Below are 12,557 nucleotides of genomic sequence, written 5' to 3'. Positions count from 1 at the left end.
TCATAACAATTCTAAGCAGGAAGGGAGAGTTGTATTTTGGATATTGAAAGAATTAATGATCATACGATGAAATTTTTTATTACGTACATTGATATAGAGGATAGAGGATTTAATCGTGAAGAAATTTGGTATGATCGCGAACGAAGTGAAGAGCTCTTTTGGGAGATGATGGACGAAGCTCGTGATCATGACGATTTCTTTATTGATGGGCCGTTATGGATCCAAGTGCAAGCAGTCGATAAAGGGATTGAAGTACTTGTCACGAAAGCAGAGCTTTCAAAGGATGGGCAAAAGCTGGAACTACCGATAGGGGTAGACAAAATTATAGATATTCCTCTAGATGAAGGCATTGAATCATTATTCCAACAAGAGTTAGTCGAAGAGGTAGAAGAACAAACAGGAACAAACTTTAATGAAGATGGGACGTTTGGCTTTTTGATTAAATTTAATGATTTTGAAGATGTCATTTCATTAAGTCATCGTCTTATCTTTGAAGATATAAAAGATGAGCTGTATTCATTTGAGGACCGCTATTATGTATATGTGGAATTCGATGAAGTGCTACATGATGAAGAAGAAATCGATCGTATTTTAAGTATTGTTTTAGAATATGGGGAAGAATCAACTTTAACAATTCATCGTGTAAGTGAGTATGGAAAACAAATTGTGAAAGAGCATGCGCTTGAAACGATTCGCAATAATTTTCCTGCTAAAACGTAGGCCGATTTCTGTAGTATGAAATCGGCTTTTTATATGAAGAATAGGAAAGCTTTCTTAGTTAGGAGGTAAGAGATGAAAAATACGTTAAAGCTGATTTTCTTTATCTTGCTATTGTTCGCATTATTTGTTTCGTTACGTATGTTTATTGATGTAGCATTTTATTCAGATGTGATTGGGATAAAAGATGTTTCGATTTTAGGTATTATTAGTATTTTATTTACAGTATCTGCGTTTTTAATTGGTTGCGTTATTTTCTTAGAAAATCGCCACCCATCTAAAACACTTACATGGTTAATTGTGTTAGGGATTTTTCCTGTGTTTGGCTTCTTTGCTTATTTATTATTTGGACAAAATTTTCGGAGAAAAAGAATGTTTCAAAAGAAGGCGTTACTTGATGAACAGGCGTTTTTACAATATAAAGGGCATGAAGATTACGAAGAACGAATTTTACGCAATCATAAGCATCAAGAACTGTTATTTCGTTTAGCGGATCGATTAGGTGCTTTAAATATTTCATTTCAAACTGAAACGAGGACATTAACAAATGGAGATGAAACGTTTCAGGCCATTTTAAATGGGTTAAAACGAGCGAAACATCACATTCATATGGAATATTACATTGTGCGTGATGATAAATTAGGAACAGAAATTAAAGATATTTTAATACAAAAATCAAAAGAGGGCGTTGTTGTTCGCTTTTTATATGATGCGGTTGGAAGTTTTAAGTTATCGAAATCGTATATTGAAGAATTAAACGATGCAGGTGTAGAAATGATTCCGTTCTTTCCTGTGCGCTTTCCGATTTTAAACGATAAGATTAATTATCGAAATCATAGGAAAATTGTTGTGATTGATGGGAACGAAGGGTTTGTGGGCGGATTAAATATTGGTGATGAGTATTTAGGAAAAAGTAAATATTTTGGCTTTTGGCGAGACACTCATTTGTATTTACGTGGTGAAGCGGTTCAAAGTTTACAGCTTATTTTCCTTCAAGATTGGTTTTATATGACTGGAGAGGCTGTGCTAGCTCCTGAATATTTACAAGCAAAAGCAGTTGAGGGTGATCATTGGGGAGGAGTGCAGCTAGTTGCAGGCGGCCCCGATAATAAGTGGGAAACGATTAAGCATTTATATTTCGCAATGATCGCTTCTGCTCGGAAATCTATTTGGATTGCAACGCCGTATTTTATTCCGGATGATGATATTTTATCCGCATTAAAGGTTGCTGCACTTGCTGGTATTGATGTCCGTTTGTTGATGCCGAGTAAACCTGATAAGCGCACTGTCTTTTACGCATCGAGATCGTACTTCCCAGAGCTTTTAGACGCAGGAGTAAAGATATATGAATACGAAAAAGGTTTTCTTCATAGTAAAATTGTCATCGTTGATTCTGATTTAGCTTCAATTGGGACAGCTAATATGGATATGAGAAGTTTTCATTTGAATTTTGAAGTAAATGCCTTTTTATATGATACAGATAGCATTAAAAGACTTGTTCAAGACTTTAAAGACGATTTAGAAGAATCCAGTGAAATTCACGTCGATCGTTTTCATAAAAGGCGTCTGCATAGACGAATTGTTGAATCAACGTACCGGTTATTATCGCCATTATTATAAAAAGAGATGTCCGAAATTGGGACATCTCTTTTTTAAAAGGAATTTGTAATAAATTGTAGAATATAAGGAGCTGAAAGGGTGTGATTCCGATATTTATAGCTAAAAGAGAAAACGGAGAAAAAATTCATTTACTCTATAATTGTAATGAAGAGCTTTTGCGCCGTATGCGCCAACAGGAACGATTCTTTTGTGTAGCTTGTGGAAAGGAAGTGCAAATGAAATTAGGGAAACAAAAAAGTTGGCATTTTGCTCATAAAAAAGTGGATTCATGTCTTGCCTTTTATGAAGCGGAATCAACGTATCATATGCACGGTAAAGAATTGTTATATAGATGGTTCAAACGTCAAAACTTTCAGGTGGATATTGAGTACTACCTTCCGGAAATTAAGCAACGACCAGATATTTTTGTAGAGAGGGCGGGCAGAAAAATTGCAATTGAATACCAATGTGCAAACCTTGCTATAGAGCAGCTGTACAAAAGAACCTATTCATATTGGCGAGCTGGTATACAGGTCATTTGGATCGTTGGTGGAAATCAATTGAAAAAGCAATCGGCATATTGGATGAAATTCTCCTCACTTATGGCTTTCTCCTTACAATCTTATCCTCAACCATTTCTTATTTTCTTCTGTTCGAAAGAAAAATCATTTATGAAATGTGCATTTATCACTTCATTTTCTACAAGCGTCTCTTTCTCACATATTATATATTTACCAATTGAAACGACTACTTTTGAAATGCTTTTTTCTCCTATTCCTTTCAAAAAGGAAATATTAGAACGAGAATGGAAGAAGCGAAAGGATTATTTTCGGCAAAACGCTCTGCCTATTTGGAATTATAACTATAAGTCATTATTACGCCTCTTATATCAATTTAAATGTACCCCAGCGAGCTTTCCTTCTGAAATTGGTGTTCCACTCCCTTCTGGATTTGCTTTTCAAACAAACCCATTTATATGGCAAGCTTTTCTATATATGAAGTGTATAGGGGGGCTTGCAGTAGGAGAGTGTATTTCTCTTCAATATGTGTGTAGTTATGTAAAAAGGTATACGAAAAGGCGGATACTTCCGTACTTTTCACAGCACACATGGAAAGTGGCAGTTACTGAATATATGACATTTTTATGCTATATAGGTGTATTGCATAAAGCGGGAAGTTATACGTACCGAAAAATAAGGGATGTAGTGATGTTAAAAACAGAGGAGGAAATTATGAAACATGATGAGATTTGCTTAATACATGCGCTATCTTTATTTGAGGCAAATTTTAACATGAGAGGAGGAAAAGGGGATATAATAAAGAATGATTGTGAAGGAATTACATAAGAAAAAACGAATTGTACTTAAGTAGAGATATTTAAAGGAGGGCTTAAAGAATGTCTGAACAAAACAAAGCGAAAGCATTACCAGATCGCAACGAGATTGAAGAAGCAAGTACGTGGCGATTAGAAGATATTTTCCAAACAGATGCAGAATGGGAAAAAGAATTCCAGGCTATTAAAGAGCTATTACCGAAGTTAACTGAATTTAAAGGGAAACTTGGTGACTCTGCGGACAATTTACTTGAGGCATTGCAATATGAAGATGAAATTTCAATGCGATTAGGTAAGCTATATACATATGCTCATATGCGTTACGATCAAGATACAACAAACTCTGTATATCAAGCATTAAATGATCGCGCAACAAATTTATATTCACAAGTATCTAGTAGCACAGCGTATATTGTGCCTGAAATTTTATCGATTTCAGAAGATACAATGCAAACATTCTTGAAGGAAAATAGAGATTTAAGTGTATATGAACATGCATTAGAAGAAATTACACGTCAACGCCCGCACGTATTATCAGAAGCTGAGGAGGCTTTATTAGCGGAAGCATCTGAAGTAATGAGTTCATCAAGCAATACATTCGGTATGTTGAATAACGCGGATTTAAAATTCCCATCTATTAAAGGTGAAGACGGAGAAGAAATAGAAATTACACATGGCCGTTACATTCAGTTTTTAGAAAGTGATGATCCTCGTGTTCGCGAAGATGCATTTAAAGCTGTATATGAAACGTATGGGAAATTTAAAAATACATTCGCAAGTACGTTAAGTGGAGCAGTAAAACGTAATAATTTCAATGCGCGTGTTCGTAAATATGATTCTGCTCGCCAAGCTGCACTGAGCAATAATAATATTCCGGAAGCAGTATACGATCAACTCGTTGAAACGGTAAATGACAACTTACATTTATTACACCGTTACATCGATATTCGTAAGCGTGCATTAGGACTTGATGAGCTTCATATGTATGATTTATATACACCACTTGTACCAGAAGTGAAAATGAATGTGAAATACGAAGAAGCACAAGACCTTTTATTAAAATCTTTAAACGTACTTGGTGATGAATATGTTGATATTTTGAAAGAGGCATATGAAAATCGCTGGGTAGATGTGTATGAGAATAAAGGAAAACGAAGCGGGGCATACTCATCTGGTGCATATGGAACAAATCCGTATATTTTAATGAACTGGCATGATAATGTAAATAACTTATTTACACTTGCTCATGAGTTTGGTCATTCGGTGCATAGTTACTATACAAGAAAAACACAACCGCACGTATATGGTGATTATTCCATCTTTGTAGCAGAAGTGGCATCTACTTGTAATGAAGCGCTTCTAAATGATTATTTATTAAAAACGACAGAAGATAAGAAAGAGCGTCTATATTTATTAAATCATTATTTAGAAGGGTTCCGTGGTACTGTATTCCGTCAAACGATGTTTGCAGAGTTTGAACATATTATTCATAAGAAAGTACAAGAAGGACATGCTGTTACGCCAGATATGCTAACGGAAATCTACTATGATTTAAATAAGAAATATTTCGGTGACGCTTTAGTAATCGACGAAGAGATTGGTTTAGAATGGTCTCGTATTCCACACTTCTACTACAACTATTACGTATATCAATACGCAACAGGATTTAGTGCAGCGACTGCTCTATCTAAACAGATTTTAGAAGAAGGACAACCAGCAGTAGAACGTTATATTAACGAGTTCTTAAAAGCAGGAAGCTCTGATTATCCAATTGAAGTGCTGAAAAAAGCAGGAGTAGATATGGCATCTCCTGAACCAGTAAAAGAGGCACTACAAGTATTTGAAGAGAAATTAAATGAATTAGAAGCATTATTATTTGAAGAAAAGTAATGAAAAAAGACGAGGGATTGTATCCTCGTCTTTTTTTGAATAGATTAAATGTCGATATATGTCGAAAAACAAGGTGAATTTCTTTGTTTTTTCTAACTGAAAGGATAGTTTTACGGCTGATTTTTGAAATTAAAACCCTTTGAATCGTTTTTTATGATTGAAATAAGAGAGAGTGATAACAATGATTACGAATAAAAGAGGTAAGGCAATAATTTTAGGAAAAGCTTGTAATAGAGAGAGGATGTACAAGAAAAAAGAAACGATGACAGCTAGAAAGAGAAGAGCAATATAAGATTTTTTCATAAATAAACCCCCTAAATGACCTTTTTTATAGCTTATTCAAAAATGAAAACGTTTAGAATGTGACAAAAGTGTGAAATTCGACAAAAGGGGTTGTCATCTGACGTCGAATCTTGTAATATAATAAGCGTGAACGAATTCACATACAAACATATACCCCTTTGTTTGAACGTGAAAATTTCTCCCATCCCCTTTAATATTTTTATAAGCCGTAAAGAAGAAGACCTGGTGTTTACACCAGGTCTTTTTCTTTTGCTATCCATTTCCAATAACGTTCGCATTTTACTTCTATCATTTGTACTTTTCGTTTCAGTTGTAATTTTTTAAGTTCGCGCTCAATTTCTTGTTGCGGACAGTCATAAATAAATGCTACTTCTTTTGAAGATATAAATTGTGTTGCTTCTAGTAGCACTTCTAAAGGTGGTAATGGTTCTGGCTCAATTTCACATTTTACAAGTTCTTTCAATAATTGTACGTATACATCGTAGGAATAATTTCCAGCGATTTTAATACCTTCTTCATCTGAGTTCGCATGAAAAAAGACGAGGGAGGGTATTTCTGTAATATGCATTTCATTCGTGAATTTCAAGTCACATTGGAAAGCTTTTTTTGCACTAGCAGAATGTAGATCTTTTTTAAATTCTTCTACATCAATATTGCTATCTTTCGCACATGCAAGTAATAGTTCGCAGTCAGGGCTTGATACATTTTCAAGGAAAATGTATTCTTGGAGTTTTCGCAAAAACTTCGAACCTGCTTTTCGGCCTTGCAACTCCGCTGCCTTAATTGCCATCGAAACTAAATATGGTGTTGACGATGCTTCTTGCATATGTACCTTTCCATCGCATGAAAAACCTTGTAAACTTGTTGTCTTTTCCCACACAAATCGAATATTAGCAGGTTTATTCCATTTGTGTGAGGAAGCGTTCGTTCCATCCACTTTTCCTGTTACGATATGACGAATAGAGAAGTATTTCCCGTATTCAAGCCATAGTTTAATAATAAAAGGCTCAATTTCCCAGCAATCTTTACAAAGTGGATCAATAAATAAATATGCTTCTACAGACTTATGCTCACATGCGGAAGGAGATGGCATATTTATATGCTTTGCTTCCTGCTTATCCATTACACTTCACCTGTTTCGTTTGGAGTATTAACCATATGCTGAGCGGTTAATGCTAAACGTTCAAAGACAAACTCTCTTATATGACCATGCACTCCAGTATCATCCATTGCTTGCTCCATACATGATAGCCAAGCCTCTGCTCGTTTTGGAGTAATCTCAAACGGAAGATGGCGTGCTCTTAACATAGGATGACCATGTTCTTCAGTGTACAAATTAGGACCACCTAAATATTGTGTTAAAAATTGCTTCTGCTTCCTAGCGGTTTCTGTTAAATCTTCCGGGAAGATGGGAGATAAGTCAGGGTGTTTACTGACATAGGAATAAAATGTATCTACTAATATTGCAATGCATTGTTCACCGCCAATTGCTTCAAATGGTGTCATCGGTTGCTTGCTCATCCTTTATAAACTCCTTTTTCCATGAAATGTATATCTATTGTAGCAATGGAATGTTCGAGAGGGCAAATAAACAGCCTCCTCAAAGATTCTTTGCCTATTCTACGGATGTAAATTTTTTAGTGAGGTATATCCACTAGCGAAACATATTCACTAGTGGAATTTTCACTTTAGCGTGCTTTGTTTTGTTTGGCAAGGAAAAAGCGTTTTACTTTGTTATTTGTATGACGAACAGGTATGTTATGTTGCGTTAATAAATGAATAAATGCAGCTTTTCCTGTTTCTTCATCTTGCACTTCAAATTCAATTTCATAATCATCGTGATTGTAATAGAAACTATGATCAAAGACAAGCGTTCCGCCTTTAAATAATGTTTCTGCTCTTTCTGTTGTTAAACTACCCATATATGTTAAAGCAGAAACAGGAATTTGTAATTTGTGTAATTGATCTACTACTGCTCCTTGAATGATTGTGTTTGTTTCCATCATCATTTTTGCTTCGTCTTCTGTTACGATTTGATGTGTTTCTAATAAACCGATTTCTGCAGGTTGTTTCAACGTTAACGTATAAGTTTCTCCTTTATGACGAATACGAAGTGCAGAGCCAGCTTCTTTTAACGAGAAGTCAGGTGTTTCAAAGTAGTGATTCACTTGTTTCGTAAATGCTTCAATAGAAAACGATTTGCATAATGTATCGAATTCTTCTTTTGTAACGATATTTTTGAATTCAATTTCAATTTCTTGTGTCATTGTATAATCTCCTTTTGAAAAATAATTCTTTACACATTATCGCTTTTTCATAAATTTGGTTCAATGTTTTATTTGTTTGCGTCCATGTTATGATACAATAATACTGTTAAGTAAGACAGGAAGTTGAGATGGAGGAGTTAGAGCATGCAAAATAAAATCCAAGTTAAGAGCGTAGAAAAGAGAGAGAATGCTCTTATTTTTTGTGCGGAAAATAGTGAAATAGAGGTAAAGGAGTTAAGTGCACGTAATCACGTACTTGTAGACTCAGACAATTTATCATTTTTATATATCTTAGAAAATGAATCATCTTTTATTTATGTAAGTATTCCGCACACATGCTGGGAAGCAATGCATGAAGCGATGAATAACGATGTGGTTATGTTCGTTAGCGTGAATGACATTGAAATGGAATTAGAAGGATTAAAAGAAGAAGTAGAATATTTAGTTGAAAATATTGAAGGTAATGCAAATTACGGAGAAGAATTAGTAACTGCTGTAGAAAAAGTATTTCTATAAGCAAATGGATTGATTTTGGTGGTGGTTGAAATGAATCGAAATTGGGAAGAATTTTTAGCACCTTACCACCAAGCGGTGGCAGAGCTGAAAGTGAAACTAAAAGGAATGCGTACTCAATTTGCAATGTTAACAGAGCATTCTCCAATTGAGTTTGTAACAGGAAGGGTAAAGTCGGTTGCAAGTATTATTGATAAAGCGGAGAAGAGAAATGTACCGCTAGACCGATTGAGAGAAGATATGCAGGATATTGCTGGGCTTAGAATGATGTGTCAATTTGTTGATGAGATTAAGCCTGTTGTAGAATATCTTCGAAAACGAAATGACTTTGAAATCGTGGAAGAACGTGATTATGTCACGCAAAAGAAAGATAGCGGTTATCGTTCTTATCATGTTGTCATTAGTTATCCTGTTCAAACGATTCAGGGTGAACAAAAAGTATTGGTAGAAATCCAAATACGCACGCTAGCAATGAACTTTTGGGCAACAATTGAGCATTCTTTAAATTATAAATATAGTGGACGTTTTCCTGAAGATATTAAAATACGCTTGCAACGTGCAGCTGAAGCGGCGTTTTTATTAGATGAAGAAATGTCTTCTATTCGTCTTGAGATTCAAGAAGCGCAAAAGGCTTTTTCAAGAAAGCAAGAAACGAAAGATTCCGAATCATAAACTAAAGGGTGTTGGGCGATGAAATTTACAATTATGTCAAAGGGAGATCAATCATCAGATACACTGGCAAGCACGATGAAAGAGTACTTGCTAGATTTTGGATTTATAATGGATGAAAAGGAACCCGATATTGTAATTTCTGTTGGGGGAGATGGAACGCTTTTGTATGCGTTTCATCGTTATTATAATCGATTGGATGAAACAGCATTTGTTGGTGTACATACAGGACATTTAGGTTTCTATGCAGATTGGTTACCGACAGAAGTAGAGAAATTAGTAATTGCGATTGCAAAAACACCATTCCAAGTGGTGGAATATCCGCTTTTAGAAGTTATTATTCGCTATGTGAATGGAAGTAAAGAGTCACAGTATTTAGCGATGAATGAGGCGACTGTAAAAAGTGCAGAAGGTACATTAGTAACAGAAGTAGAAATACGCGGAGAATATTTTGAAACATTCCGCGGGGACGGTCTTTGTATTTCTACTCCTTCAGGAAGTACTGCGTATAATAAAGCGCTTGGCGGAGCAATTATTCACCCATCTATTGAAGCAATTCAAATTGCAGAAATGGCGTCCATTAACAATCGTGTGTTTCGTACTGTAGGATCGCCACTCGTATTGCCGAAGCATCATACATGTGTGTTAAAGCCGGCTACAGGAATGAACTTACAAATTACAGTGGATCATTTAACAATGGTCCATCAAGATGTGAAATCAATCCAGTATCGCGTCGCAAACGAGAAAGTACGATTTGTTCGTTTCCGCCCGTTCCCGTTCTGGAAGCGAGTTCGTGACTCGTTTGTTGCAGATAAATAGAAAGGGTTATATATTTGAACAGATTTACATTGAAATGGGATATAGAGCTGGCTGAAGAGGGAACTTTAGTTAGGGAATTTTTGAAAACGAAAGGTATTTCTAAAGCCGCTTTAACGGATATAAAGTTTCACGGCGGGGCAATTGAAGTAAATAGTCAACATGCGAGTGTTCGTCATCAGTTGCGCGCTGGTGAAGAATTAAGTGTCTTTTTTCCAGTCGAGGAAAGAAGTGAAGGGATGATGGCAGAAGATATCCCTTTATGCATTGTATATGAAGATGATGCGGTTCTTATCATTGATAAAGAGGCGAACATGTCAACGATTCCGTCTAGAGAACATCCGACAGGGAGTGTTGCCAATGCGATTTTATCTCATTATGATAAGCAGCATCTTGCAAGTACAGTGCACATTGTAACACGGTTAGATCGTGATACTTCAGGGCTTATGCTTATTGCAAAAAATCGTTTCGTGCATCATCTTTTATCGAAGCAGCATCAACAAAAAGCTGTGAAACGAACGTATGAAGCAATTGTTCACGGAAAGATTGTAGAACGAGAAGGAATGATTGATGCACCAATTGGTCGAAAATCTGATAGCATTATTGAGCGAACGGTTTGTGAAGATGGACAAAGGGCAGTTACTCATTTTAAAGTAATTGATAGTACATATGATAAGACACATGTAGGGCTTGAGCTTGAGACAGGAAGAACGCATCAAATTCGTGTGCATATGGCTCATATAGGACATCCATTACTTGGTGATAGCTTATATGGAGGGAGAAGGGATGAAATGAAACGGCAAGCACTTCATAGTAAATCTTTGACGTTTTATCATCCTATTTTAGAGAAAGAGATGTCTTTCACTATAAAGCTTCCAAGCGATATGCAAGAAGTGTTGCGGCATACTTAAAAAGGGAACAAAATTCTTATATTATAAAGAATTTTGTTCCCTTTTTTCTTAGCGGAATAATATTAAAATTTGGTTTTCACCCGTACGCTTTATAACGAAAAATCCACTTTCGGCTTTTGTAGCAATGCCATTGTCATTTGGACGACAATATCCATGTGCTTCGCAAGTGCCGTCATCACGTACTAACATTTGTCCAATTAATCCGACAGGAAGCCACTCGGCGCGATCTTTTCTTGCTACATATTTGCAAGCTGGATCCCATTCTGTATTTAAAAGAGGTTGTATTTCTTCTGTTTCCGTCCATACATATTGGCGTTTTCCAAAGTTATCTGTTTTATAGCGTTTTTGCCAACTTAAAGCCCCGCTATTTCCTATAAGTGCAGGGGTTGCACTAGATATTCCTAAAATGAAAGAATCGTGTGAAGTAGCTATCCGAATTTTTTCTTCGCTACTAAATGCAACGAAATAACCGACATCAATAGGTTTATGACCTTCTGTTTCAAACATTTGTGCAAAATCCGTTCCGCTTGCATTGTAAGACGCGCCCTCAATGTACATTTCTCCATTATGGGCGAGCCATTTAGCCCCGATATTATGGTCGGTGTCGTTTACACCATTTGCAATAAACCAAGAATAAGCTTCTTCTGCAGTGCCGAAGCGCCCCATAATATGGCTACCTGCAAAATGAGCTGTTGATGTATGATGACCTTCCGCATGAGAAGAGGATCCGTTAGCGATAGTTGCGGTTCCTTCTGCGTGTGCTGCTTCGCCTAAAGCAATCGTCTGTTTACCCTCCGCATGAGAATAAGCACCGCTTGCTGTCGTTTCACTTCCCTCACTATGCGAACTATGTCCGGTTGCTTTTGAGTTTGATCCTTCTGCATGAGAGAAAGAACCTTTTGCGTGTGTTAATAAGCCTTCCGCATGTGCTGCCATGCCCTCCGCATGAGAGTGAAGCCCCTCCGCATATGCATATCGGCCGCCCCTTTTAACTTTTGTATTTTCAGGTGTAGGTGTCTCAATTATGAGTGGTTTTTCAGTTTGTATATCATTCGATGAAGCCAATGCCTCTTTTATTTTTTTTACTTTGTTTATAATAGCAGCTGGAATTTCTGGTTCCACTTTTTTATTTATTGCTACAGAAATATTTTCTTCGGCCTTTTCTTCTGTTTGGTTAGAATGTAGTACCTGTTCATCTTGATTTGAGAGCTGTTTATTTTTTTGTTTCATCTTTATTTTTTTACGATCGATTATGCGGCTCATCACAGCATTTTCTAAAGAGACATATGTTGGTTTTACTTTGCTTTTTTTTGATGACTCTTGTTCTTCCAGTTCTTCTATCGCTGCAGCCCGAATACTACACCAGTTGTTAATTCCGTACATGGGCAGATATAAAGGGGGAAATTTTCTTTTTTGTTTAGAAGATTTTTTCTTCATTCTGTCACCTCCTGCGACATTATATGTAGGGTAATTAAAAAAAGATGCACTTTATTGCATCTTTTTTTAATTACTTTACCTAGTTTTATATGAAATCTGCCT

The 12,557-nt window shown here is 36.1% G+C and carries 13 protein-coding genes; 8 read left to right on the top strand and 5 right to left on the bottom strand.

The features are described 5' to 3' along the window. The first annotated feature begins 36 nt into the window (after nucleotides 1–36). From mecA to pepF, 4 genes are all read left to right on the top strand, one after another. A complete protein-coding gene (gene mecA, locus AC1Q51_RS12970) occupies nucleotides 37–720 on the top strand; it encodes an adaptor protein MecA (protein WP_000350715.1) in 684 nt (227 codons plus the stop codon). Nucleotides 721–792: 72 nt separating this feature from the next. Then, complete coding sequence (locus AC1Q51_RS12965) at nucleotides 793–2,337, top strand: cardiolipin synthase (RefSeq protein ID WP_000799191.1); 1,545 nt, start codon at nucleotides 793–795, stop codon at nucleotides 2,335–2,337. Between the two features lie 80 nt (nucleotides 2,338–2,417). After that, nucleotides 2,418–3,662: a competence protein CoiA gene (locus tag AC1Q51_RS12960; RefSeq protein ID WP_090975813.1), complete on the top strand. Its 1,245-nt coding sequence runs from the start codon at nucleotides 2,418–2,420 to the stop codon at nucleotides 3,660–3,662. Nucleotides 3,663–3,712: 50 nt separating this feature from the next. After that, nucleotides 3,713–5,539, top strand: a complete 1,827-nt coding sequence (gene pepF, locus AC1Q51_RS12955) for an oligoendopeptidase F (RefSeq protein ID WP_089170608.1) — start codon at nucleotides 3,713–3,715, stop codon at nucleotides 5,537–5,539. Between the two features lie 129 nt (nucleotides 5,540–5,668). On the opposite strand, the gene AC1Q51_RS12950 is transcribed toward pepF, so the two are convergent. From AC1Q51_RS12950 to AC1Q51_RS12935, 4 genes are all read right to left on the bottom strand, one after another. Then, the gene (locus AC1Q51_RS12950) at nucleotides 5,669–5,842 is read right to left on the bottom strand and encodes a hypothetical protein (protein ID WP_081366397.1); all 174 of its coding nucleotides are present in this window, start codon (nucleotides 5,840–5,842) and stop codon (nucleotides 5,669–5,671) included. A 229-nt stretch (nucleotides 5,843–6,071) separates the two neighbouring features. Beyond that, nucleotides 6,072–6,965, bottom strand: coding sequence for a ClpXP adapter SpxH family protein (locus AC1Q51_RS12945; protein ID WP_053565015.1), 894 nt, complete (start codon nucleotides 6,963–6,965; stop codon nucleotides 6,072–6,074). Continuing rightward, entirely contained in the window at nucleotides 6,965–7,363 is a 399-nt protein-coding gene (locus AC1Q51_RS12940) for a globin domain-containing protein (protein WP_000043386.1), read from the bottom strand. The genes AC1Q51_RS12945 and AC1Q51_RS12940 overlap by 1 nt, the downstream gene beginning before the upstream one ends. A gap of 167 nt (nucleotides 7,364–7,530) precedes the next feature. Then, on the bottom strand, nucleotides 7,531–8,109 hold the full coding sequence (locus tag AC1Q51_RS12935) for a CYTH domain-containing protein (protein WP_065228463.1): 579 nt from the start codon (nucleotides 8,107–8,109) through the stop codon (nucleotides 7,531–7,533). A 144-nt stretch (nucleotides 8,110–8,253) separates the two neighbouring features. Between AC1Q51_RS12935 and AC1Q51_RS12930 the strand changes: the two genes are divergently transcribed. The 4 genes from AC1Q51_RS12930 to AC1Q51_RS12915 are packed head-to-tail and all read left to right on the top strand — an operon-like array spanning nucleotide 8,254 to nucleotide 11,018. Continuing rightward, nucleotides 8,254–8,625, top strand: a complete 372-nt coding sequence (locus tag AC1Q51_RS12930) for a UPF0738 family protein (RefSeq protein WP_001180005.1) — start codon at nucleotides 8,254–8,256, stop codon at nucleotides 8,623–8,625. Nucleotides 8,626–8,655: 30 nt separating this feature from the next. Continuing rightward, nucleotides 8,656–9,294: a GTP diphosphokinase gene (gene yjbM, locus AC1Q51_RS12925; protein WP_001081482.1), complete on the top strand. Its 639-nt coding sequence runs from the start codon at nucleotides 8,656–8,658 to the stop codon at nucleotides 9,292–9,294. An 18-nt stretch (nucleotides 9,295–9,312) separates the two neighbouring features. After that, nucleotides 9,313–10,110, top strand: a complete 798-nt coding sequence (locus AC1Q51_RS12920; RefSeq protein ID WP_000673192.1) for an NAD kinase — start codon at nucleotides 9,313–9,315, stop codon at nucleotides 10,108–10,110. 14 nt (nucleotides 10,111–10,124) lie between these two features. Further along, entirely contained in the window at nucleotides 10,125–11,018 is an 894-nt protein-coding gene (locus tag AC1Q51_RS12915; RefSeq protein ID WP_001079097.1) for an RluA family pseudouridine synthase, read from the top strand. Between the two features lie 48 nt (nucleotides 11,019–11,066). On the opposite strand, the gene AC1Q51_RS12910 is transcribed toward AC1Q51_RS12915, so the two are convergent. Next, the gene (locus AC1Q51_RS12910) at nucleotides 11,067–12,455 is read right to left on the bottom strand and encodes a peptidase G2 autoproteolytic cleavage domain-containing protein (protein ID WP_090975815.1); all 1,389 of its coding nucleotides are present in this window, start codon (nucleotides 12,453–12,455) and stop codon (nucleotides 11,067–11,069) included. Nucleotides 12,456–12,557 lie beyond the last annotated feature (102 nt).

Source organism: Bacillus sp. MT94, assembly GCF_058792475.1.
This window is presented reverse-complemented; position numbering and strand designations above follow the sequence as displayed.